The 23,252-nt window shown below is 73.4% G+C and carries 22 protein-coding genes; 13 read left to right on the top strand and 9 right to left on the bottom strand.

Annotated features, from left to right (window positions below):
• Positions 1 to 198 precede the first annotated feature (198 nt).
• Positions 199 to 1,548 (top strand): nucleobase:cation symporter-2 family protein, encoded by a 1,350-nt coding sequence (locus IE124_RS05120; RefSeq protein ID WP_229832199.1) that lies wholly within the window; start codon positions 199 to 201, stop codon positions 1,546 to 1,548.
• A gap of 62 nt (positions 1,549 to 1,610) precedes the next feature.
• A complete protein-coding gene (locus tag IE124_RS05125) occupies positions 1,611 to 2,333 on the top strand; it encodes an aspartate/glutamate racemase family protein (protein WP_229832154.1) in 723 nt (240 codons plus the stop codon).
• Between the two features lie 37 nt (positions 2,334 to 2,370).
• On the opposite strand, the gene IE124_RS05130 is transcribed toward IE124_RS05125, so the two are convergent.
• Positions 2,371 to 2,949, bottom strand: coding sequence for a hypothetical protein (locus tag IE124_RS05130; protein WP_189505214.1), 579 nt, complete (start codon positions 2,947 to 2,949; stop codon positions 2,371 to 2,373).
• Positions 2,950 to 3,092: 143 nt separating this feature from the next.
• On the opposite strand from IE124_RS05130, the gene IE124_RS05135 reads away from it, so the two are divergent.
• Together IE124_RS05135 and IE124_RS05140 are read left to right on the top strand one after the other, a co-directional pair.
• A complete protein-coding gene (locus tag IE124_RS05135) occupies positions 3,093 to 4,052 on the top strand; it encodes a fibronectin type III domain-containing protein (protein ID WP_189505216.1) in 960 nt (319 codons plus the stop codon).
• Positions 4,053 to 4,104: 52 nt separating this feature from the next.
• Positions 4,105 to 5,910, top strand: coding sequence for a hypothetical protein (locus tag IE124_RS05140; RefSeq protein ID WP_189505218.1), 1,806 nt, complete (start codon positions 4,105 to 4,107; stop codon positions 5,908 to 5,910).
• A gap of 27 nt (positions 5,911 to 5,937) precedes the next feature.
• On the opposite strand, the gene IE124_RS05145 is transcribed toward IE124_RS05140, so the two are convergent.
• The 3 genes from IE124_RS05145 to IE124_RS05155 form a co-directional block, all read right to left on the bottom strand.
• Positions 5,938 to 7,083, bottom strand: coding sequence for a GDSL-type esterase/lipase family protein (locus IE124_RS05145; RefSeq protein ID WP_189505220.1), 1,146 nt, complete (start codon positions 7,081 to 7,083; stop codon positions 5,938 to 5,940).
• Positions 7,084 to 7,384: 301 nt separating this feature from the next.
• Positions 7,385 to 9,007, bottom strand: coding sequence for a malate synthase A (aceB, locus tag IE124_RS05150; protein WP_189505222.1), 1,623 nt, complete (start codon positions 9,005 to 9,007; stop codon positions 7,385 to 7,387).
• 233 nt (positions 9,008 to 9,240) lie between these two features.
• A complete protein-coding gene (locus IE124_RS05155) occupies positions 9,241 to 9,855 on the bottom strand; it encodes a nucleotidyltransferase family protein (protein ID WP_189505224.1) in 615 nt (204 codons plus the stop codon).
• 205 nt (positions 9,856 to 10,060) lie between these two features.
• Between IE124_RS05155 and IE124_RS05160 the strand changes: the two genes are divergently transcribed.
• From IE124_RS05160 to IE124_RS05170, 3 genes are all read left to right on the top strand, one after another.
• Positions 10,061 to 10,378, top strand: a complete 318-nt coding sequence (locus IE124_RS05160) for a DUF5955 family protein (protein WP_189505225.1) — start codon at positions 10,061 to 10,063, stop codon at positions 10,376 to 10,378.
• A gap of 198 nt (positions 10,379 to 10,576) precedes the next feature.
• Positions 10,577 to 12,397 (top strand): MFS transporter, encoded by a 1,821-nt coding sequence (locus tag IE124_RS05165; RefSeq protein WP_229832155.1) that lies wholly within the window; start codon positions 10,577 to 10,579, stop codon positions 12,395 to 12,397.
• Positions 12,398 to 12,485: 88 nt separating this feature from the next.
• The gene (locus tag IE124_RS05170) at positions 12,486 to 12,710 is read left to right on the top strand and encodes a hypothetical protein (RefSeq protein WP_189505227.1); all 225 of its coding nucleotides are present in this window, start codon (positions 12,486 to 12,488) and stop codon (positions 12,708 to 12,710) included.
• Here IE124_RS05170 and IE124_RS05175 read toward each other — a convergent pair.
• Both IE124_RS05175 and IE124_RS05180 read right to left on the bottom strand, forming a co-directional pair.
• A complete protein-coding gene (locus IE124_RS05175) occupies positions 12,700 to 13,329 on the bottom strand; it encodes a response regulator (RefSeq protein WP_189505229.1) in 630 nt (209 codons plus the stop codon). The genes IE124_RS05170 and IE124_RS05175 overlap by 11 nt on opposite strands.
• Positions 13,326 to 14,621 (bottom strand): sensor histidine kinase, encoded by a 1,296-nt coding sequence (locus tag IE124_RS05180; RefSeq protein WP_189505231.1) that lies wholly within the window; start codon positions 14,619 to 14,621, stop codon positions 13,326 to 13,328. Before IE124_RS05180 ends, IE124_RS05175 begins: the two co-directional genes overlap by 4 nt.
• A 124-nt stretch (positions 14,622 to 14,745) precedes the next feature.
• Between IE124_RS05180 and IE124_RS05185 the strand changes: the two genes are divergently transcribed.
• Positions 14,746 to 15,822: an ABC transporter permease gene (locus IE124_RS05185; protein WP_189505234.1), complete on the top strand. Its 1,077-nt coding sequence runs from the start codon at positions 14,746 to 14,748 to the stop codon at positions 15,820 to 15,822.
• Positions 15,819 to 16,499, top strand: a complete 681-nt coding sequence (locus IE124_RS05190) for an ABC transporter ATP-binding protein (protein WP_189505235.1) — start codon at positions 15,819 to 15,821, stop codon at positions 16,497 to 16,499. Before IE124_RS05185 ends, IE124_RS05190 begins: the two co-directional genes overlap by 4 nt.
• 105 nt (positions 16,500 to 16,604) lie before the next feature.
• Here the strand turns inward: IE124_RS05190 and IE124_RS05195 are convergent, their stop codons facing one another.
• Positions 16,605 to 17,414 (bottom strand): IclR family transcriptional regulator, encoded by an 810-nt coding sequence (locus IE124_RS05195; protein ID WP_189505237.1) that lies wholly within the window; start codon positions 17,412 to 17,414, stop codon positions 16,605 to 16,607.
• A gap of 347 nt (positions 17,415 to 17,761) precedes the next feature.
• Between IE124_RS05195 and allB the strand changes: the two genes are divergently transcribed.
• Together allB and alc are read left to right on the top strand one after the other, a co-directional pair.
• Positions 17,762 to 19,096, top strand: coding sequence for an allantoinase AllB (allB, locus tag IE124_RS05200; protein WP_189505568.1), 1,335 nt, complete (start codon positions 17,762 to 17,764; stop codon positions 19,094 to 19,096).
• A 3-nt stretch (positions 19,097 to 19,099) separates the two neighbouring features.
• Positions 19,100 to 20,218 (top strand): allantoicase, encoded by a 1,119-nt coding sequence (alc, locus tag IE124_RS05205; protein ID WP_189505239.1) that lies wholly within the window; start codon positions 19,100 to 19,102, stop codon positions 20,216 to 20,218.
• 382 nt (positions 20,219 to 20,600) lie between these two features.
• On the opposite strand, the gene IE124_RS05210 is transcribed toward alc, so the two are convergent.
• The gene (locus tag IE124_RS05210; RefSeq protein WP_189505241.1) at positions 20,601 to 21,341 is read right to left on the bottom strand and encodes an SDR family oxidoreductase; all 741 of its coding nucleotides are present in this window, start codon (positions 21,339 to 21,341) and stop codon (positions 20,601 to 20,603) included.
• Positions 21,342 to 21,460: 119 nt separating this feature from the next.
• Here IE124_RS05210 and IE124_RS05215 point away from each other — a divergent pair, with 119 nt between their 5' ends.
• Entirely contained in the window at positions 21,461 to 21,853 is a 393-nt protein-coding gene (locus IE124_RS05215) for a hypothetical protein (protein ID WP_189505243.1), read from the top strand.
• Positions 21,854 to 22,004: 151 nt separating this feature from the next.
• On the top strand, positions 22,005 to 22,931 hold the full coding sequence (locus IE124_RS05220; RefSeq protein ID WP_189505245.1) for a DMT family transporter: 927 nt from the start codon (positions 22,005 to 22,007) through the stop codon (positions 22,929 to 22,931).
• A gap of 28 nt (positions 22,932 to 22,959) precedes the next feature.
• Here the strand turns inward: IE124_RS05220 and IE124_RS05225 are convergent, their stop codons facing one another.
• Positions 22,960 to 23,181: a hypothetical protein gene (locus tag IE124_RS05225; RefSeq protein ID WP_056647430.1), complete on the bottom strand. Its 222-nt coding sequence runs from the start codon at positions 23,179 to 23,181 to the stop codon at positions 22,960 to 22,962.
• Positions 23,182 to 23,252 lie beyond the last annotated feature (71 nt).

Below are 23,252 nucleotides of genomic sequence, written 5' to 3' on the forward strand. Positions count from 1 at the left end.
ACCCCGCAACGAGCCGCACCTCCTGTACTTCGCACCGCATCGCACCACCTCCCTGAACCCCGCGTCACCGCCGACGTGTAACCGACCGGAGGAACCGCCGTGGCCGCCAAGCCCCAGGTTCGCAATGCACAAGACGCAGGCTCCGCCCCCGAAGACCGTGAGACGCATCCGGTCGACGAGACGCTGCCCCCACTGAAGATGCTCACCAGCGGCCTCCAGCACGTCGCCGCCATGTACGCGGGCGTCGTCGCCCCGCCCCTGATCGTCGGAGCGGCCGTCGGCCTCTCCGGTACCGAACTCACCTTCCTGACCGGCGCGAGCCTCTTCACCGCCGGTCTCGCGACCTTCCTCCAGACGCTCGGGGTCTGGAAGATCGGCGCCCGGCTCCCGTTCGTCAACGGTGTCACGTTCGCCGGTGTCGCCCCGATGCTCGCGATCGTCGACACCACCGACGACAAGTCCGACGCCCTGCCCGTCATCTTCGGCGCGATCATCGTCGCCGGACTGCTCGGCTTCCTCGCCGCCCCCTGGTTCTCCCGGCTCGTCCGGTTCTTCCCGCCGGTCGTCACCGGCACCGTCATCACCCTCATCGGTGTCTCCCTCCTCCCGGTCGCCTTCGGCTGGGCCCAGGGGCCCAACCCCAAGGCCGAGGACTACGGTTCGACGACCTTCCTCTCCCTCGCCGCCATCACGCTCGTCGTGGTGCTGCTGCTGCGCCGCTTCACCCGCGGCTTCCTCAAGCAGGTCGCCGTCCTGGTCGGCCTCGTCATCGGCACGCTCATCGCCATACCGTTCGGCGTCACCGACTTCTCCCCGGTGACCGAGGCGGACATCGTCGGCTTCCCGTCCCCCTTCCACTTCGGCGCACCGCAGTTCGCGCTCGCCGCGATCATCTCCATGTGCGTGGTCATGCTCGTCTCCATGACCGAGTCGACCGCCGACATGCTGGCGCTCGGCGAGATCGTGGACCGGCCCGCCGACGAGAAGACCATCGCGGCCGGCCTGCGCGCCGACACCCTCGGCTCCGCCATCAGCCCGCTCTTCAACGGCTTCATGTGCAGCGCCTTCGCCCAGAACATCGGCCTGGTCGCCATGACCAGGATCCGCAGCCGCTTCGTCGTGGCCTGCGGCGGTGGCTTCCTGGTCCTGATGGGCCTGTCCCCGGTGGCCGCCTCGCTGATCTCGGTCGTGCCCCGGCCGGTCCTCGGCGGCGCGGGCGTCGTCCTCTTCGGCTCGGTCGCCGCGAGCGGCATCCAGACCCTGGTCAAGGCCGGCCTGGAGAAGGACAACAACGTGCTGATCGTGGCGGTCTCGCTGGCCGTCGGCATCATCCCGATCACGGCGCCGGAGTTCTACCACGCCTTCCCGGAGACCGCGAAGATCATCCTGGACTCGGGCATCTCCACCGGCTGTGTCGCGGCCGTCCTGCTCAACGTGGTCTTCAACCACCTGGGCCGGGGCCAGGACGCCGACGAGGTCACCGCACCGATGGAGCCGGGCGAGGACATCTCCGGCAGCCACACGGCGAAGGCGGCGCACGTCCACTGAACCCGCTCGTCACCCCACCGTCAGCCCCGGTCCCCGCGCACGCCGCGGGGCCCGGGGCCGTCGTGCTGATCAACCCGAACACCTCCACGGCGACGACCGCGATGATGACCGTGATCGCCCGGAGGACCCTGGAGACGGACACCCGTGCGGTCCGTGGGGACGCCGGAGCCCCGGCGGTACGTGACGTCCGCCGGTCCCAGGGGCTCCGCGGGGTCCTGTCCGTCCGCGGAGTCACCGTCGCCCGGGGCCCGCTCATGCTGACCGACCCCGCCGCCCTGCGCGCCGCCGCACACCAGGTCCTCGCCGTCGGACTCCGGGCCGCCGCCGAGGGCGACTGCGCGGCACTCCTCGTCGGCGCCTTCGGCGACCCCGGCCTGGAGGCGCTGCGCGCGGCGACCGCCCTGCCCGTGGCGGGACTCGGCGAGGCGGCCATCCTGGAAGCCGCCGCCGACGGCGGGCCGTTCGGCGTCGCCACCACCACGCCGCTCCTGGCCGACGCCATCGCCGAACGGGTGGCGGCCCTCGGCCTCACCGCCCGGTACACGGGCGTCCGGCTCACCGCCGGCACCCCCGAACGGCTCTCCGCCGACCCCGCGCTGCTCCTCGACCGGCTGGAGCGTGCGGTCCGGGCCTGCGCCGAACGGGACGGGGCACGCGCCGTCGTCATCGGCGGCGGCCCGCTCGGCGAGGCCGCCGAGGCGCTGCGCGCCCGCTGCAAGGTCGAGGTCGTCGCCCCGATCCCGGCCGCCTGCCGCGCGCTCACCCGCCTCCTGGTGACGGACTGACCCCTGCTCAGCGCCGCGCTCCGCACGGCTCCCTCCCTCACCGCTCCATCGCGATCCGCCGCAGGCACTCCTGGGCCAGCGCCGGGTAGGCGGCGGCGATCGCCTCGTACAGCCGCCGCCGGAGCAATCGCTCGGCGTCCCCGCGGCCGGTCTCCCCGTACAACCCGTCGAGCAGCGACTCGTACCGCGCGAGGGCCTGCCGCAGATAGCTCACCTGCCATCGCACGAGCGCTCCCCGAGGGGCGCCGCCGGGGTCCCTCGCGCCCAGCAGGTGCCGGTGGCGGACGGCCCGCCGCTCCAGCTCGGGGCCGGGGAGCAGCGGCACCTCGATCGGCGCGGCCCGGATCGAGGTGAGCACGGCGGCGCGACGCCGCTCCGCGTACATCCCGCCGGCCGCGGAACGGGCCTTCGACAGCAGGGAGGCCGCGGCAAACTCGGCCGTCCGCTCCACCGTCTCCACCCGGACCAGGAGGTAGAGCCGCACGGGTGCCAGGGACCAGCGGCGCGGATCGCGGCCCTGTACGTCGGGCGAGCCGAGCAGGTCCCTGACCATCGAGTCGGTCCAGCCGCGGCGGCGCACACCGAAGAGCGTCACATAGGTCGTACGGTCCGTCATGATTCCCCCTGGTTCGACTACGGAGCGTGACAATTCCAGTGAAGCGGACGCCACTGACAAAGCCCTCCGATCCACCCCCTTGCCGGGGTCGGCCGGGCTGTGCGATATAGGTCTGGACCTTTTCGACGGACGGAGGGCTTCCCGTGCAACGCCCGCTCGCCGCAAGCCTGTTGGCCATCCTGGCGCTCACGCTCTCCGCCTGCTCGGCCGCCCCGGAACCCCCGCCGAAGGACACCGCCGCCCCCACCGCCCCGACCGGGGTCACCGCGACCGCGGGCAGCGCGAGCACCGTCCACGTCATGTGGAGCGCCGCCGGAGACGACCGGGCCGTCACCGGCTACGCCGTCTACCGCGAGGGCCGCAAGGTCAAGGACCTCCCCGCCACCACCCTGATGACCGACGTCGTCGGCCTCACGCCCGGCACCCGCCACACCTTCACCGTCCGCGCCCACGACGCCGCCGGCAACACCTCGCCCCCCAGCGCCATCGTCACCGCGACCACCCTCCCCGCGGACACCGAGGACCGCACGCCCCCCACCGCCCCGAAGGCGCTCCGCGCCACCGCCGACGGCAGCCGCGCCGCCACCCTCACCTGGACCCCGTCACGCGACGACACCCGCGTCACCGCGTACGACGTCTACCAGGCCGACACCCGCGTCCACACCGCCCCCGGCACCACCACCACCGCCCACGTCACGGGCCTGCGCCCCGGCACCGCCTACGCGTTCACGGTCCGCGCCCGCGACGCCGCCGAGAACTCCTCCCCGGACAGCCCCCGCGTCGAGCTCACCACCGCCTCCGCGCCCGGCGCACCTCCGAACACCGCACCCGAGCACCTCACCGCCACGGCCGCCGAGGGCGAGATCACCCTCACCTGGACCCCGCCGGACACCGGAGCCCCCGTCACCCACCACCAGCTCCACCTGGACGGTCGCTTCGCCACCACCATCGTCTGGGGCACCACCCCGCCCCCGTCCCGCGCCACCTACACCTTCCCCGTCCAGGACCCCCCGGGCACCCGCTACACCGTCACCCTCCGCGCGCAACTCCCCGACGGCGCGTGGGGCGACTTCTCCGCACCCCGCGTGGTGGTGGTGCGCTGACCCGGATGTCTCGCATGTCCGGAATCGGCTCCCCGGAATTACCCTGGGAAGCGTGGCCGAGACCGTTCTCACCAACACCGGGCTCGACAGCTTCCTCGACGGAACGCCCGAGCGCCGCGACCCCGTCTTCACACGTGCCGCCGAGGCGGTCCTGGGACTGCTCGCCCTGCGCGGGGCGGACCGGCGCAGCGGGGTGCCCGAGCCGACGCCCGGGCTCGTGCGGCACCTCCTCGTGGAGGACCTTCCGGCGTTCGTGTACGCGGCGCCCGGCGACCTCGGCGTCTTCCCCGCCGTGCTCGGGGCGCTCGCCGCGCGGTTCGACGGAGGGCGCGGCGAGCAGGTCGTCGCCGTCGTCGCGGAGGCCGGGCCCGACTTCGAGCGCGCCATGAACGACCCGGGGAACCTCACCTGGCACCGCTGGTACGCCTCCCTCCTGCGGGCCTGCGGCACCGATCTTGCCGACCCCGACGACGTACGCCGCCGGCTCGCCGCCCTCGACGGCGCGCCGCTCCCCGCCGGCGTACGACGGGCCCATCTCATGGGCCGCACGGCCCTCGCCGACGTCCTGCTCTCCGAGGCGCTCACCCGGGCGTACGTACGCGACGCGGAAACCGCCCCGACCGCGGGGCCGCTCCTCAGCGACCACGACGTCGCCACCGGCATCGGGCAGGTGGCCGCCGCGCTCCTCGACCGGTGGACCGCCGCCGGGCTCGCCGAACAGCTCTCCGGGCCGTACGCCCGCTACGCCCCCGGCCCCGACGCCTTCCCCCACCTCGTCCTCGCCGACGCCCTCCTCGGCGAGCACCTCGACTACTACGGCGAGACCACCGCCCCCGTGCCCCCGCCGCCCGCCGTCGACGAGCCGGCCGACCCGGGGGCCGTCGAGGCGGACGCCGACGCGCTCTCCGCCGCCGTCGAGGCCCTCGCCGAGGAGGGCGGCCCCTACAGCGGCGAGGCGCCGCACCTGCTGTACGTCGTCTACCAGCGCGGCTGCTCCGCCGAGTCCGTCGCCCGCAAGGCCGCCGAGTACGAGGACTGGACCGTCGACCCGGCCGTGGAGGACCTGCCGGTGCCGGTGCCGGACGAGGCGCCGTCCGCGTACACGACCCCATCGCCGGAGGAGCTCGTACGGCTCCTGGGAGCCCCCGAGCTGACCGGGGCGGACCGGGAGCGGCTCACCGGGCCCGCCGGCGACCTCGCCGGGGTCGTCGACCGGCTCGCCGCCACCGGCCTCCTCTTCCGCACCGGCGACGCCTTCGGCCTCACCCCGCGCGGCGCCGGAGTCCTGCGCTACCTCCTCGGCGTGCGCGGCATCGCCGCTCCCGCCGCGGCCGAGACGGCCGCCTGGCCCGCGTCGGCCCTGGTCGTCGCCGCCACCGGCTGGCCCGTGCCGTCCGCCGCCCGCGTCCTCGCCGACTGGCTCCACCTGCGCGCGAACACCGCCGAGGCCTGGTCCCAGCTGCTCGCCGCCCTCGGCACGGCCCACGCGGGCACCACCGACGCGGCCGCCGCCCGGGGCCTCCTCGCCGTCATCGACACGGCCTCCGCCCCGGCCGACGCCCTCCGCGGCGCCCTGCGCGACCCCGTGGTCGGCGAGTACGCCCACGAGGCCCTGCGCGCCAGGGGCGAGCGGGCGGACCACCTCCAGGTGCCCACCTCGGCGCGGGCACTCCACGTCCTCGACGGACTGCCCGGCAAGAAGGGGCCCCTGGAGTCCCGCCGCGCCGCCTTCGACGCGGCGGCGGCGGCCTGGCCCGGCGGCTCGGCCGCCCTGGTCCGGGCGATGACCGAGGCGGACCGCCACGAGACGGCCCGGGTCCTCGGCCCCCTCGGCATCGTCGGCGTCATTTCGCCGTGATCCGCGGGCCCGGCGGGAAGACCGGCGTCACCCCGCCGTGAGGTACATCCCCGAGGCTCCCGACCCCGCCGTGTTCCTGCAGCTGTGGTTCCCGGTGGGCCGGGCGTGGACGAGGGCGAGGCAGCGGCCCAGGGCCTGCTGGCCGTAGGCGTTCGGGTGCATCGACTCCTGGACCAGACCCTGCGTGCTCTGGCTGTCGATCCAGCGCGCCCACTCGCTCGTCGTCGCGGACGCCGGCACGGTCGACGTGACCTGCTTGCTCGCCTTCGCGCAGACCTCGCGACCCTGGAGGGCGTCCCGCAGGTCCAGGAACTGCACGCCCTTGGCCGCCGCGACGCCCTTCAGCCGGTTCGCGAGCTGCGGGACCAGGGAGTCCCGCGCCCAGTCGGCGTCCGCGTTCCAGAAGGGGCAGCCGCCGGTGTTCGTCCGGGTCCAGCCGCTCTCCGAGTAGCGGTTCTCGGAGGCGCGCGGGATGGGGGAGGGGTACGACTGGAGGACGATCCGGTAGTCCGACGCGGAGTAGCCCGCGCCCGTCATCACGGCCCGGATCTCGTCGACCGAGCGGCCGACGTCCGCCATCACGCCGTCGATCTTCGCGTCGACCTCGTCCTGCTGGTCGTCGTGGCAGTACGAGTACCAGACGATGTAGTCCTTCGCGCAGGTGGCGATGATGTCGGCGAAGCCCAGGTCGTTGCCGCCGATGGAGAGCGTGATGAGCTCGACGTCGTGCGAGGCGGCCACGGCCGCCAGCTGGTCGGCCTGCGGGGCCTCGCCCTTGTAGGCCTGGCCGCCCTGGGAGGCCCGGATGACGTTGTCCGTGGTCGCGCCGGAGCAGGCGAGGTTGACGAGGGAGGAGGCGATCGCGCCGGCGCTCTTCACCTCGGAGACGTCCGAGCGGTGGCAGCCGCCCGCGGTGGCGCCGTACACCCGGGACGGGTCGTAACCGCTGCCCGTCCAGGCCCGGTCGGTGCCGGTGCGGCTGCCGGAGTTGGTCAGGCTGTTGCCCAGCCAGCGGCCGGCCTCGCCGGAGATGTAGCTGTCGCCCATGGCGACGACGGCGGTGGGGCCGCTGCCGGGGGACGCGTGGGCGGACGGGACGGCGACGGAGGCGAGCCCGGCGGCGGTACACAGAGCCAGGAATCCGCGCAGCGCACGGTGGGGGGTCGAAGGCATGGCTGTGCTCCTGCGGTATGCGGTACGCAGTGACGTGGGGGACAGCCGCCGGCCGGTGGCATGGCGGAATCTCGCACGCCCTGGCTTGTTACCGCTAGGTAGCTGCATATCTCGGTTGCGTCACGTCACCTGTGAGGAGCCAGGTGACCGGCGACACACGACACGGGAAAGGGCCCGGCCCCGGTGTCCGTGTGGACACCGGGGCCGAGCCCTGTCTCGGTGCGTCGCGCGGGGAGCGCGGGAGCTGTTCGGCAGCTGTGCGGGCAGCCGGATCAGCAGGTTCTTCTACGGGGTCAGGAGGTCAGCCGACCAGCTGCTCGTAGGCGGGGAGCGTCAGGAAGTCCGCGTAGTCCGCGTCGAGGGAGACGTGCAGCAGCAGGTCGTGCGCCTGCTGCCACTTGCCGGCCGCGAAGGCCTCCTCGCCGATCTCCGCGCGGATCGCGGCGAGCACCTCGGTCGCGACCTCGCGGGCCAGCTCGGGCGTCGCCGTCTTCCCGTTCTCGAAGACGACGCCGGCGTTGATCCACTGCCAGATCTGCGAGCGCGAGATCTCGGCCGTGGCGGCGTCCTCCATCAGGTTGAAGATGGCGACGGCGCCGAGACCGCGCAGCCACGCCTCGATGTAGCGGATGCCGACCTGCACGGCGCTGACCAGGCCCTCGTACGTGGGCCGCGCGTCGAGCGAGTCGATCGCGATCAGCTCGCCGGGCGCCACGGAGACGTCCTCGCGGAGTCGGTCCTTCTGGTTCGGCTTGTCGCCGAGGACGGCGTCGAAGGAGGCCATCGCGATCGGGACCAGGTCGGGGTGGGCGACCCAGGAGCCGTCGAAGCCGTCGCCGGCCTCGCGGTCCTTGTCCGCCTTGACCTTCTCGAAGGCGACCTTGTTGACCTCGGCGTCCTTGCGGGACGGGATGAAGGCCGCCATGCCGCCGATCGCGTGCGCGCCGCGCTTGTGGCAGGTACGGACGAGGAGTTCGGTGTACGCGCGCATGAACGGGGCCGTCATCGTGACCGCGTTGCGGTCCGGCAGGACGAACTTGGCGCCGCCGTCACGGAAGTTCTTGACGATGGAGAAGAGGTAGTCCCAGCGGCCCGCGTTCAGGCCGGCGGCGTGGTCGCGGAGCTCGTAGAGGATCTCCTCCATCTCGTACGCGGCCGTGATGGTCTCGATGAGGACCGTGGCGCGGACGGTGCCCTGCGGGATGCCGACGTAGTCCTGGGCGAAGACGAAGATGTCGTTCCAGAGGCGGGCCTCCAGGTGCGACTCCGTCTTCGGGAGGTAGAAGTAGGGGCCCTTGCCGAGGTCGATCAGACGCTGGGCGTTGTGGAAGAAGTACAGGCCGAAGTCGACGAGCGCGCCGGGCACCGGGCGTCCGTCGAAGGTGAGGTGACGCTCCTCCAGGTGCCAGCCGCGCGGCCGCATGACGACCGTGGCCAGCTCGCCGGCGGGCTTGAGGGCGTACGACTTGCCCGACCGCGCGTCCGTGAAGTCGATGTTCCGGGTGTACGCGTCGATCAGGTTGACCTGACCGAGGACCACGTTCTCCCAGGTCGGCGCGGAGGCGTCCTCGAAGTCGGCGAGCCAGACGCGGGCGCCGGAGTTGAGCGCGTTGATCGTCATCTTGCGGTCGGTCGGGCCGGTGATCTCGACACGGCGGTCGTTCAGGGCCGCCGGGGCCGGTGCGACCTTCCAGGAGTCGTCGGCGCGGATCGCGGCGGTCTCCGGGAGGAAGTCCAGGGTGGACGTACGGGCGATCTCGGCGCGACGCTCCGCCCGGCGGGCGAGGAGCTCGTCCCGGCGCGGAGTGAACCGCCGGTGCAGTTCGGCGACGAAGGCCAGGGCGGCCTCGGTGAGCACTTCCTCCTGACGCGGCAGGGGCTCGGCATCGACGACGGCCAGGGGGGACGGCGCTGGTGCGGACATGAACTGTCACTTCCTTCAGCGAACTTCACGGGCGGTGCCAGGCGGCCGCCGGGCGTCGCGGGACGGCACGCAGTGCCGCAGGCGCCGAGATACGGCCGCGAGCGCCTCCGGAACTGGCAGGCGCTTCTGAACAGTGGATACTAGTTTCCTCATGGTGGAAGTTCAATGGTTTGTTGATGTCGAGATTCTCCGGATCGACACAACGTGGCGCTGCGTGCCACACCCCGTGCCGTTCACTCCAGGTGGGCCAGATCCGCCTCCGTGTCGATGTCATAGGGCTCGGCCACATCCGAACAGTCCACCGGGGTGATCGCATCCCGGTGCGCGGCCAGATAGTCCCGCGCGCCCCGGTCGCCCACCGCCGTCTCCTCGATACCCGCCCAGCGCCCGGCGCCGAACAGCACCGGATGGCCCCGCTGTCCGTCGTACGAGGCCGCCGCCAGCGAATCGCGCGAGCGGTACGCGGCCCGGACCCGGCTCACCGCCTCCACCCCGATCCCCGGTTGGTCGACCAGCAGGACGAGCGCCGCGTCCACCCCGCGCGCGTCGGCCGCCAGCGAGGCGAGCCCGGCCCGCAGTGAGGACCCCATGCCCTCCGCCCAGTCCGGGTTGTCCACCAGTACGCATCCGGGCAGCTCCGCCCGCTCCCGTACGGCATCGGCCGCCGCCCCGAGCACCACGTGCACCACCTCGCACCCGGCCCCGCGCAGCACGCCCACGGCATGCTCGACCAGCGGCCGCCCCCGGTGCGTGAGCAAGGCCTTGGGCCGCCCTCCGAGGCGCCTCCCGCCGCCGGCGGCGAGCAGCAGTCCGGCGACGACGGGGCTTCGATCTTCTGTAGCAGTCATGGGGACTGCATACCTCACGGGGCGGAATCACACGGTCGCCTGAATTCCGTCCACCAAGGGTGGCGCGCCGGGGTGGCGAAGGAGTTAACTGGCCCGCGACTCACGGCGCCCGGCTGCCGTACCGGGGGGTCGGCTCGGGGTGCTCGGAGAGTCCGGAGTGTTCCGAGCGGAGTTCTGCGCACAGTGTCGTGCGAGGGGGAGAACCATGTTGCGAAGCGTGGGGCAGAGGCGAGTGACCGGCGACGGTGTGGACCCCAGGGTGACCGAACTGCGGTTCGCCGTGTCCCGGCTCCGACGCGAACTGGCCGCACACCGGGTCGAGTTCGCCGACCGGGGCATCGCCGAGAACGAGCTCGCCGCGCTCGACGCCATGGCGCGGAGCGGCGACCCCGAGGTGCGGCGGCTGCGCCGCTCGCTGCTCATCGTCGCGGGCTCTGTCGGCTCCGTCAGCGCGCTGGCCGAGGGGCTCGCGGGCGTCCGCCGCGCCGTCGAGCTCTTCGGGCCTCCGTCGGCCGGGCAGTAGACCCGGGCGACCGGACGGTAGACCTCCGGGCAGGGGCCCGTCGGCGCGGCCGGCAGGCAGGCTCCGGCAGCCGGGGCCGACCGCAGTCCCGGCCCTTCCGGTGGCTCGGGCGCTTCCTTTCGGATGTGATGGCGGAGGGAGACTTCACCACTCCCGCCGCCGGTGGCCCCGGCGGCCAGGTCCGGCGAGGTGGCGACCATGGGACGTTGGCGTGCTCTGATCGTGCTGGGGGCGGCCCAGTTCCTGATGGTGCTGGACACCTCCGTCATGAACGTCTCCATCAGTCAGCTGGTGGAGGACTTCGACACCGAGGTGACCGCGATCCAGGCCGTCATCACCCTGTACGCCCTGGTCATGGCCGCCTTCATGATCATCGGAGGCAGGTTCGGGGACATCCTGGGCCGTCGCCGCGTCTTCCTGATCGGCATGGCGGTCTACGGCCTCGGGTCGGCGCTGACCGCCGTCGCGCCCACCCTGTGGGTCCTGACCCTGGGCTGGTCGATCATCGAGGGGCTCGGCGCCGCCCTCGTGCTCCCCTCCATGGCGGCCCTCGTCGCCGAGTCCTACCGGGGCCGCGACCGCTCCGTCGCGTACGGCGTCATCGGCGGCCTGGCCGGCGCCGGCATCGCGGTCGGCCCGCTGCTCGGCGGCTGGGTGACGACGTACCTCACCTGGCGCCTGGTCTTCGCGGGCGAGGTCGTGGTGGTGCTCGCCGTCCTGCTCATGCGGCGGGCGATCCCGGAACCGGCGCCGGTGACCCGGCGGCCCGGGCTCGACGTCGTCGGCGCCGTGCTGTCGGCGGCCGGCCTGGGCCTCGGCGTGCTCGGTGTGCTGCAGAGCAGCACGTGGGGCTGGGTGGAGCCGCGCAACCCGCCCTTCACCGTCCTCGGCTTCGCCCCCACGCTGTTCGTGATCGCGGCCGGAGCCGTGGTCCTCTTCCTCTTCCGTGCGTGGGAGGAACGGCGGGAGACGCGCGGGGCCGACCCCCTGGTCCACCTGGCCCTCTTCCGCAGGCCCACCCTGAGCGCGGGGCTGATGACCCTGCTGAGCCAGAACCTCATCCTGCTGGGGCTCTTCTTCACCATCCCGCTCTACCTGCAGGTGGTGCAGGGGCTCGACGCCTTCGAGACGGGCCTCCGGCTGGTGCCGGTCTCCGTCACCATGCTCGCGGCCTCCCTGGGCGCGGCGAAACTCGGACGCAAGCTGGGCCCGCGGCGGATCGTGCGGCTGGCCCTGGTGCTGCTCCTCGCCGCCATCGCCTGGCTCCTCGGCACCATCGACCCCGTCATCGACGACGCCCAGTTCTTCTGGGCCATGGCGCTCCTCGGACTGGGCATGGGGCTGCTCGCCTCGCAGCTCGGGAACGTCGTGCAGTCCAGCGTGGGGGAGGACGAGCGCAGCGAGGTCGGCGGCCTGCAGTTCACCGCGCAGAACCTGGGCTCCGCGCTCGGTACGGCCCTCATCGGATCCATGCTGATCGGAGCCCTGGCCCAAGCCTTCACCGCCCAGGTCGAGAACGACCCGAGACTCTCGGACGAGGCGCGCGCGCAGACCAGCGTCGCCCTGGAGGCCGGGATCAGCTTCGTCCCCACCGACCAGGTCCGCTCGGCGGCGGAGAGCGCGGGACTCCCGCCGAGCGAGGTGGACGCCGTCACCGACTCCTACGCCTCGGCCCAGCTGGACGGCCTCAAGGCGGCCGTCCTCGCGACCGGGGGCATCACCCTGGCGAGCTTCCTGGTGACCCGCGGACTGCCCGGGCCCGGCGGGAACGGCGGGGCGGGAGGCGCGGGAGGCGCGGGAGGCGCGAGCCGCGACCGGGGCGCCGCCGGCCCCAACCCGCCGGAGCCCGACCCCGACTCCCCGGAGCCGGGCCCCAACCCGCCGGAGCCCGACCCCGACTCCCCGGAGCCGGGCCCCGACCCCGACCCGCCGGAGCGTGGCCCCGGTCCGCCGGAGCGTGGCCCCAACCCGCCGGAGCCCGGTCCCGGCTCCCCGAAGCCCGGCCCCGCCGGCCCGTGACGCTTCACCCGATTGGCCGGGCCGCCGTGCCGGTGCCGCCTGGCACGAGTTGGCTGGGAAGCAGGACACCGGAAGAACGGAACCTGCCATGTACGAGATGCACATCGCTCCCGACGACTCCAGCGGCCTTCTGGTCTGGCACGTGATCGCCAAGGAGGCGGGCAACAGCCTCTGCGGTCAGAGCGTCGACCGCGACGCCGACGGGGTGCGTACCGACCGACACTGCCTGCCGTGCATGCAGTCCTTCCAGGACCTGATGGGCGCCCGGGCCGACTCGGCGGCCGCGGGCCGGACGGACGGCCTCACCGCCTGATCAGCCGCCGGGCCGTCGCCGCCGCCACGGCGGCCGTCCGTGAGTCCACGCCCAGCTTCGCGAAGACGTGGACCAGGTGCGACTTCACCGTCGCCTGGCTCAGGAACAGCGCCTTGCTGATCTGCTGGTTCGACAGGCCCTCGCCCACCAGCTGGAGCACCTCCAGCTCCCGCTTCGTCAGCGCCTCCGCCGGTGTGCGCATCCGGTCCATCAGCCGGTGGGCCACCGCCGGGGCGAGGGCCGACTGGCCGGCCGCCGCCGTCCGTACCGCCGCCGCCAGCTCCTCCGGCGGCGCGTCCTTCAGGAGGTAGCCGGAGGCGCCCGCCTCCACGGCCGCCAGGATGTCGGCGTCCGTGTCGTACGTCGTCAGGACCAGCACCTTCGGCCCGCCCGGCGCGGCCGTGATCGCCGCCGTCGCCTCCGAGCCGTGCATCCCGGCGCCGAACTGGAGGTCCATCAGGACCACGTCCACGCCCCCCGCGGCGGCCAGCTCCACGGCCCGCTCGGCCGTGGCGGCCTCGCCGACCACCGTGAAGTCCGGCTCCGTGTCCAGGACCGCACGCAGCCCCGCCCGTACCACCGGGTGGTCGTCGGCGAGGAGAAGCCTGATGGTCGTCATGCGGGGACTCCTGCGGGGAGGGGAAGGGAGACGGCAACCGCCGTGCCCTGGCCGGGTGCCGACTCGACGGTGAACGTCCCGCCCAGCGACTCGGCCCGCGAGCGCATCGCCGGAAGCCCGAAGCCGCCTTCCGAGGACTGCCGTACGGAGCCGGGGTCGAAGCCCTTGCCGTCGTCGACCACGTCCAGGGTCACCGAGGCGTCCATGAACGAGAGGGTGATCTCCGCCCGCGAGGCCGAGGCGTGCCGCACCGTGTTGGCGAGCGCCGACTGCGCGATGCGCAGCAACGCCACCTCGTACGGCGTCGGCAGCTCGGCCGGCGTCCCGCTCACCGAGAAACGCACCCGCGGCCCGGCCGCACCCGGCTCGTGGGAGCCGTACGCCTCGGTAGCCGCACCCGGCTCGTGGGAGCCGTACTCGGTGGGGCCGGGGTCCGCCTCGCGGGAGCCGTACGCCTCGGCTCCTGCCCCCGGCTCGCACAGCCGCTCCAGGGCCGCCGCCAGCGATCCGTGCTCCAGGTCCGGCGGCGACAGCGCGCGGACGAAGCGCCGTGCCTCCGCCAGGTTGTCCTGCGCCGCCTGCCGCGCCCGGTCGATGTGGCCGGCGGCCGGCGAGCCCGGCGGCAGTGCCCGCTCGGCGGCGCGCAGCAGCAACTGGATCGAGGACAGGCCCTGCGCGAGCGTGTCGTGGATCTCGCGCGCGAGCCGCTCGCGCTCGGCGAGCGTCCCCGCGTGCCGCTCCGCCGCCGCCAGCTCCGCTCGGGTCTCGATCAGTTCCTCGATGAGCCGGCGCCGCCGCTCGCTCTCCCGGTACAGGGCCTGGTAGCCGAGGACGGTCGCCACCGCGACCGCGCCGCCGAGCAGCGGTCCGATGAAGACCCCCGGGTTCAGCGTGGCGCCGTGGCCCACGTACGAGACGATCGCCGCGCCCGCCGTCAGGGCGACGGCCGGCAGTGACCAGCGCGTGGGCAGCAGGTGGAGCTGGAGGAAGTACAGCGGGAAGGCCACCCACAGCGCGTCGGGCGTCAGCCAGAGCAGCCCCAGCCAGGACGCGCCCAGGACGCCCAGCCAGACGGCGGCGGCCCGCTGGGAGCCGGCCACGGACGGCAGCAGCGAGCCGGCTGCGTAGACCGCGCCCACGACCACCGCCATCACCGTCCCGGCGGTGGAGTCGGACCGCATGGCCGCGAGGACGAGCAGGCCCGCCATCAGCAGGTGCAGACAGAGGCGGAGCGCGCGCAGGACGGGGGTGAGGGAACGCCGGGCGGGGTGGAGGGAAGCAGGGGAGTCCATGTCCTCTCCAGCCTAGACAGCGGTTCCGCGGGGAACGGACAATCCGGACTCAACCGAAAGTTTGATTGTGGAGCAATCCGTGGCGCGATGCCCGGGTGGCCCTCCGCGGACCACTCTGGTCAGCATGTTCGTGGCATGGAGAGACCTGAGATTCGCCAAGGGGCGGTTCGCCCTCATGGGCACCGTGATCGTCCTGATCACCCTGCTCGTGGGGCTGCTGTCCGGGCTGACCGCCGGGCTCGCGCGAGAGAACATCTCCGCGATCACCGGCCTGCCCGCCGACCGGCTGGCCTTCGCCGCGCCGCCGTCCGGACAGTCGGTCTCCTTCACCAACTCGACGGTGACGGAGGACCAGTGGGACGGCTGGGCCGAGCGGCCGGGCGTGACGCGGGCCGCGCCGCTCGGCATCCGCACCCTCAACGCAGCCGCGGGGGACCGGACGGCAGCCGTCTCCGCCTTCGGTACGGAGCCGGGGTCCGGGCTCGCCCCCGGAGGCGTCGGCGCCGGGAAGGCGGTCCTGTCGGAGTCCGCGGCGGAGGAGCTCGGCATCGGCGCCGGCGACGCGCTGCGCATCGGCCCTCTGGAGGCCACCGTCGCGGCCGTGTCCGGCGACGCCTCGTACAGCCACACCCCGGTGGTGTGGACCTCCCTCGGCGACTGGCAGAGGCTCGGGCACAGCGGCACCACCCCGCAGGAGCAGGCCACCGTCATCGCGCTCAGCGGCGACGGGGTCGACTGGGCGGCCGGTGACGAGGCCGCGAAGACCGAGGCGCGGACCGTCGAAGGGGCGCTCACCGCCATAGGGTCCTACCAGGCCGAGAACGGCTCGCTGCAGCTCATGCGGGGCTTCCTCTTCGCGATCTCCGCCCTCGTCATAGGGGCCTTCTTCACGGTCTGGACGATCCAGCGCAGCGGCGACGTCGCCGTCCTCAAGGCGCTCGGAGCCTCCACCCCGTACCTCCTCAAGGACGCACTGGGGCAGGCCGTCCTCATGCTCACCGCGGGCACCCTCCTCGGCACCGCCCTCGCGGTCGGCATCGGAGCCCTGGTCAGCGGCGGGAACGTGCCCTTCGTCCTGGAGCCGCTCACCGTGCTCGGGCCCGCCGCCGTGATCGTCGTGCTCGGGGTCCTCGGCGCCGCCCTGTCCATCCGGCGGATCACCGCCGTCGACCCCCTCACCGCCCTCGGGAGCGCCCGATGAGCCTCTTCCTCGACGCCGTCACCCTGACCTACCCCGACGGAGACGGCCGGCTCACCGCCCTCGACTCCGTCTCCCTGACCGTCCCCGCCGGCACCCTCACCGCCGTCGTCGGCCCTTCGGGCTCCGGCAAGTCCAGCCTGCTCGCCGTCGCCGCGACCCTGGTGACCCCGGACAGCGGACAGGTCGTCGTCGCCGGGACGGACACGGGGCGGCTCGGCCCGGCCGCCCGCGCCGAGCTGCGGCGCGAACACATCGGGATCGTCTTCCAGCAGCCCAACCTGCTGCCCTCGCTGAGTGCGGCGGAGCAGCTCCAGGTGATGGCGCATCTGTCGGGGCGCGCGCCGAAGTCGGTACGGGGCCGGGCGATGGACCTGCTCGACGCGGTGGGCCTCGCGGACCAGGCGCACCGCCGCCCGCACCAGCTGTCGGGCGGCCAGCGGCAGCGGGTGAACATCGCGCGGGCCCTGATGAACGAACCGTCGGTGCTGCTGGTCGACGAGCCGACGAGCGCCCTGGACCACGAGCGGGGTGCGGCGGTCATGGACCTGCTCGCGGGCCTGACGGTCGAGCGGGGTACGGCGACGGTGCTGGTGACCCACGACCGGACCCACCTGGCGCGCACGGACCGCACGGCGACGGTCCGGGACGGGCGGCTGACGGAGGCGGTGCGGGCCTGACGGCAGGGGGCGTGCCCCGGGACGCGGAAAGGGCGCCCGGAACCCTTCGGGGTTCCGGGCGCCCTTCCGTGTGCCTGGCGGTACGGGACGGGTGCGGGCCCGGGCTCAGCCCTGGCCGTTGCCCGTCGTGTTGGCGAGGGCCGCCGAGAGTTCGCGGGCGACCTGCTGGAGGATCGGGACGATCTTCTCCGTGGCCGCCTCGGTGACCCGGCCCGCCGGGCCCGAGATCGAGATCGCCGCGGCGGTGGGGGAGTCCGGGACCGGCACCGCGAGGCAGCGGACCCCTATCTCCTGCTCGTTGTCGTCGACCGCGTACCCGGTCGCGCGGACCGCTTCGAGGGCGTCGAGGAAGCCGTCGGGCGTGGTGATGGTCTTCTCGGTGGCGGCCGGCATGCCGGTACGGGCGAGCAGCGCGCGCACCTCCTCCGCCGGGGTGTGGGCGAGGAGCGCCTTGCCCACGCCGGTGGAGTGCGGCAGGACCCGCCGGCCGACCTCGGTGAACATGCGCATCGAGTGCTTGGACGGCACCTGTGCGACGTACACGATCTCGTCGCCGTCGAGCAGTGCCATGTTGGCGGTCTCGCCGGTCTCCTCGACGAGCCGCGCCAGGTAGGGGCGGGCCCAGGTGCCGAGAAGCCGGGCGGACGACTCGCCGAGCCGGATGAGGCGGGGGCCGAGCGCGTACCGCCGGTTGGGCTGCTGGCGCACGTAGCCGCAGGCGACGAGGGTGCGCATCAGCCGGTGGATGGTGGGGAGCGGCAGTCCGCTGCTGGCGGAGAGCTCGCTCAGCCCGACCTCGCCTCCGGCGTCGGCCATCCGCTCCAGGAGGTCGAAGGCACGCTCAAGGGACTGGACGCCTCCGCTCGCGGCGGCGGGCTTGGCGGCGTCGGTGGTGCTGGCGCTGGACGTCGGCACGTCAACGGTCCTTTCGAGGCAGGCGGGCAAGTCAGCAGCCTACCGGGCCACCGGCCGGGGCACCTGGCCCCGGTACCGGTGTACGCGCCGGTCAGGGGGTGTTTGTCCGGTGTCGGGGAGGGCTCGGCGGGGTCCGGGTCCGCCCCACCTGTGTGGAGCTACGTTCTACTGTACGGAATTTCCATTCCACTTTGTGGAAACATCCAAGTCGGGTTGGCCGGCGGTCCATGCTGGAAGTGTGCCCTTGACGACATGTCGTCTCTGAGTGAAGACTTCTTCAACAGTTCGTTGAATTTTTCGCAGTGCTTGAAGAAGAAGCAGTGCTTGAAGCAGAAGAAGGGGTACGGGTGGACGTCAACCTGGTCCTGCGCTCGACTCGCGTCATCACCCCCGAGGGGACGCGCCCGGCGTCGATCGCCGTCTCCGGAGGGACGATCGCGGCCGTACTGCCCTACGACGCCGAGGTACCGGCCGGCGCCCGCCTGGAGGACGTCGGCGACGACGTCGTCCTGCCCGGCCTCGTGGACACCCACGTGCACGTGAACGACCCCGGCCGGACCGAGTGGGAGGGCTTCTGGACCGCCACCCGCGCGGCCGCCGCCGGCGGCATCACCACGCTGCTCGACATGCCCCTGAACTCCATCCCGCCGACGACCACCGTCGAGAACCTGCGGGTGAAGCAGGACGTCGCCCGCACGAAGGCGCACATCGACGTCGGCTTCTGGGGCGGCGCCCTGCCCGACAACGTCAAGGACCTGCGCCCGCTGCACGACGCCGGGGTCTACGGCTTCAAGTGCTTCCTGTCGCCGTCCGGCGTGGACGAGTTCCCGTCGCTCGACCAGGAGCAGCTGGCGAACTCGCTCGCCGAGGTCGCGGGCTTCGACGGCCTGATGATCGTGCACGCCGAGGACCCCCACCACCTCGCCGCCGCGCCGCAGAAGTCCGGTCTCGCCTACGCCGACTTCCTGGCCTCCCGCCCCCGGGACGCCGAGAACACGGCGATCGAGAACCTGGTCAACCAGGCCCGCCGGCTGGGCGCCCGCGTCCACGTCCTGCACCTCTCCTCCTCCGACGCGCTGCCCCTGATCGCCGCCGCGAAGGCCGAGGGCGTCAAGATCACCGTCGAGTCGTGCCCCCACTTCCTCACGCTCACCGCGGAGGAGGTCCCGGACGGCGCGACCGAGTTCAAGTGCTGCCCGCCGATCCGCGAGGCCTCGAACCAGGACGCCCTCTGGCAGGGGCTCGCCGACGGCGTCATCGACTGCATCGTCTCGGACCACTCGCCGTCGACCGCGGACCTCAAGACCCCCGACTTCGCCTCCGCCTGGGGCGGCATCTCCTCCCTCCAGCTCGGCCTCCCCGCGATCTGGACCGAGGCCCGGCGCCGCGGCCACTCCCTGGAGGACGTCGTCCGCTGGATGTCCGAGGCCCCCGCCCGCCTCGCGGGCCTCACGCGGAAGGGCGCCATCGAGGCCGGCCGTGACGCCGACTTCGCCGTCATCGACCCCGACGCGACCTTCACCGTCGACCCGGACGAGCTCCAGCACCGCAACAGGATCACCGCCTACGCGGGCAAGACCCTCAGCGGCGTCGTCGCCTCCACCTGGCTGCGCGGAGAGCGCATCGTCGACCACGGCACCCTCGCCGAGCCCTCCGGCCGCCTCCTCGAAAGGAACAACTGACCCGTGAGCACCGGCATACCCTCCTTCACCGGCGACGCCAGCCCCTTCGGAGGCGGCGACCCGTACGCCGACTACCGCACCGCCGACTTCCCCTTCACCCAGTACGCGGACCTCGCCGACCGGCGACTCGGCGCGGGTGTCGTCGCGGCCAACGACGAGTTCTTCGCCGAGCGCGAGAACCTCCTCAAGCCCGAGCCCGCCGAGTTCGACCCCGAGCACTTCGGCCACAAGGGCAAGATCATGGACGGCTGGGAGACCCGCCGCCGCCGTGGCGTCTCGGCCCAGCAGCCGCACCCCACCCAGGACGACCACGACTGGGCGCTCGTCCGGCTCGGCGCCCCCGGCGTCGTCCGCGGCATCGTCGTCGACACCGCCCACTTCCGCGGCAACTACCCGCAGGCCGTCTCCGTCGAGGCCACCTCGGTCGCCGGCTCGCCCTCGCCCGAGGAGCTCCTCGCCGACGACGTGAAGTGGACGACGCTCGTCCCGCGCACGGCCGTCGGCGGTCACGCCGCCAACGGCTTCGCCGTCGACGTCGAACAGCGCTTCACGCACCTGCGCGTGAACCAGCACCCGGACGGTGGCATCGCCCGCCTCCGCGTGTACGGCGAGGTCGCCCCCGACCCGCGCTGGCTCGCCGTCCTCGGCACCTTCGACCTCGCGGCCCTGGAGAACGGCGGCCAGGTCGAGGACGCCTCCGACCGCTTCTACTCCCCGGCCACCAACACCATCCAGCCGGGCCGCTCCCGCAAGATGGACGACGGCTGGGAGACCCGGCGCCGCCGTGACAAGGGCAACGACTGGATCCGCTACCAGCTCGTCGCCGAGTCCGAGATCCGCGCCGTCGAGATCGACACCGCCTACCTCAAGGGCAACAGCGCGGGCTGGGCCGCCCTGTCGGTCGCGGCCGAGGGCTCCGAGGACTGGACCGAGATCCTGCCCCGGACCCGCCTCCAGCCCGACACCAACCACCGGTTCGTGCTCGACACCCCGGCGGTCGGCTCCCGGATCCGGATCGACATCTACCCGGACGGCGGCATCTCCCGCCTCCGCCTCTTCGGCTCCCTCACCGAGTCCGGCGCGGCCCGACTGACCGCCCGCCACCAGGAGCTGGGCGGCTGACGCCACCGGCTCCTCCATGAACTGGGCGGGCACGACACCCCGCCCGGTCCGCGAGGGCGCACCGACCCGACAGCACCGGTGCGCCCTCCTTCTTTTTTGGGCTCGGTTCGCCTCCGGGCGCCCAAAGCCGGGCTCACGGCCCCGACCGTGCTCGACCCCCTCGTTCCTCGGGGGCCTCCGCGCGCTCGGGGCCGTTCCCCCGGCGGCGCCCTTCGGCTCACTCGCCGGTCCTGGTGGGCACCGTGGCCAGGCGGCACGCCAGGCCACCCGCACCCCGGCTCGGGCCCGAGGACCCCGGGGGCAGGCGCGCCGCATGGGCGCGACCGCCCGGTCCACGGACCCCCGGCCCGCCCCCCGACCCCTGGCCCCGTGGGGCCCGAGGTCACGCCGCGTGCCCCCCGTCCACCGCGAACTCCGCCCCCGTCACCCACCGGCCCTCCGGGCCCGCCAGGAACGCGACCATCGACGCGACCTCCTCCGCCGTGCCGAAGCGGCCGAGCGCCGTCATCGCCGCCTGGCTCTCCGCGTACGGTCCGTCCGCCGGGTTCATGTCGGTGTCGACCGGGCCCGGGTGGACCAGGTTGGCCGTGATGCCGCGGCCCCCCAGCTCCCGGGCCAGCGCCTTCGTCAGGCCGATCAGCGCCGCCTTGCTCGTCGCGTACAGCGTGCCGCCCGGGCCCGGCACCCGCTGGGCCATGCAGCTGCCGACCGTGATGATCCGGCCGCCCTCCGCCATGCGCCCGGCCGCCGCCTGCGAGGCGAGGAAGGCCGCCCGGACGTTGACCGCGAGAACCCGGTCCACGTCCGCCAGGGTCAGCGACTCCAGCGGGCCGACGACCCCGACGCCCGCGTTGTTGACCAGGACGTCGAGCCGGCCGAGGACGTCCGCCGCCCGCTCCACCGCGCCCGCCGCGTCCCCGGCGTCGGCCGCGTCCGCGCGCAGCGCCAGCGCCTTGCCCCCGGCCGCCTCGATCCGCGCGACGACCTTCGCGGCCGCCGCCTCGCCTCGTACGTAGGTGAAGGCCACGTCGGCGCCCTCCCGGGCCAGGCGGACCGCCGTGGCCGCGCCGATCCCGCGGCTGCCGCCCGTCACCAGTACGGCCGTGCCGTTCATCGTGGACATCCCGAAACCTCCGTCAGAAGCCGTAAGTGGTTGCGGTTTCAAGGAAACTCGGACGCGCGTCGGGGTGCTGGCAGGAATCGGACGCCGACTCCGCCCCGATCGCCTGCTTGAATGCGAGTGTGATCGAACTACTGTTTCTCGCCGCGGTCGCCGCCCTCGTCGGGTGGCTGGTGAACCGGAAGCGGCGGCAGCGGTCGGCCGCCGTCGCCGCCGGGGAGGCGGCCGGGGTTCCCTGCATGCTCAAGTGGTCGGCGCACGGCTCCCGCTGGCGGGCCGGGCGCCTGCTGATCGGTGCGGGCCCTCCGGTCTGGAAGGCCTCCTGGGGCGGGCGGGAGCTCGCGCTGCCGACCGATCTGCGCCGGACGGGGACGCGCGCGCCCTCCACGCGCGAGGGGATGTCCATCAATCCGGGATCCCGGATCCTGGAGTACGCGTCGTCCGGCGGGATGGTCCTGATCGCGGTCATGCCCGACGAGCTGGACCTGGTGGGCAAGGCCCTGGAGAGCGCGTAGCCGTGCCTCGCCGGCCGCCCGGACGGCGGCCCCCGACCGGCGAGGCCCCTGAAAGGTGTAGCCACCACAGGCCTGTCCCGGTAGCGTGATCGCTCCGCGTGCGAGCCGTCGAAGTCTCCACCTCGTCCGAACAGTTGGAGAAACGGCCGTCATGTCCTCCCTCGCCGCCCCCGTGACCCTCGGCGCCCCGCGCCGCGCATGGCTCACCGACCTGCCCGTCCTGCTCGTCGCCGTCGTCTGGGGCGCCAGCTATCTCGCGGCAAAGGGCATCACCACCACCCACACCGTCATCGCGGTCCTGGTCCTGCGTTTCGCGGTGGTGCTGCCCGTCCTCGTCGTCGCCGGATGGCGCAAGCTGCGCGCGCTCACCGCGCCCCAGTGGCGCGGCGCCGGCACCCTCGGGCTGATCCTCAGCGGGATCTTCCTCCTGGAGACGTACGGAGTCGTCCACACCTCGGCCACCAACGCGGGTCTGATCATCAGCCTCACCATGATCTTCACCCCGCTCGCCGAGGCCGCCGTCACCAGGGTCAGGCCGCCCCGCGCCTTCCTCGCCGCCGCCGCGCTCTCCGTCACGGGCGTCGTCCTGCTCACCCAGGGCGGCGGCTTCACCGCGCCGTCCCTCGGCGACCTCCTCATGCTGCTCGCCGCCCTCGCCCGTACCGTCCACGTCCTGGCCATGTCCCGGATCAAGGCGGTCCGGTCGGCCGACTCGCTCTCCCTCACCACCGTCCAGCTCGGCTCCGCCGTCGCCGTCTTCGCCGTCATCGCGGCCTTCCCCGGGACGGGCGCCTCCCCCTGGGCCACGGCCCTCGACTTCGGTCCCCGCGAGTGGGCCGGGCTGATCTTCCTCTCCGTCTTCTGCACGCTCTTCGCCTTCTTCGTGCAGATGTGGGCGGTCCGCCGCAGCTCCCCTTCCCGGGTCAGCCTGCTCCTCGGCACGGAGCCGCTCTGGGCCGCCGCCGCGGGCATCGCCCTCGCCGGCGACCGGCCCGGGATCCTCGGCCTCGCGGGCGCGGTGCTGGTCCTCGCGGGGACCAGCTGGGGCCGGCGGGCGGCCGACGAGGACGCCCGCTAGCGGGCGTCCTGCCGAGGGAGCGCGGTCATCAGGACTTCCGCACCCGGTCCGACACGATCATGAGGACCAGGCCGAGCGCGGCGATCACGATGTTCACGAACACCTCCCGGCCCTCCATGAACCACACGTTCTCGGTCAGGAAGCGGGTCAGGCCCATGAGCTTGAACCAGCCGTCGGTCAGCTCGCGGATCACCCCGCAGACACCGAACACGACGAGCAGGAAGCCGGCCACCTCAAGGAATCTCTTCATGATCCGATCATGGTCGGGTGGCCGTTCCGGCCGCGTCCGCCTCCCGGCCACGACCGCCGCTACCGAAGTAT

Source organism: Streptomyces narbonensis, assembly GCF_014649015.1.
Taxonomy (GTDB): domain Bacteria; phylum Actinomycetota; class Actinomycetes; order Streptomycetales; family Streptomycetaceae; genus Streptomyces; species Streptomyces narbonensis.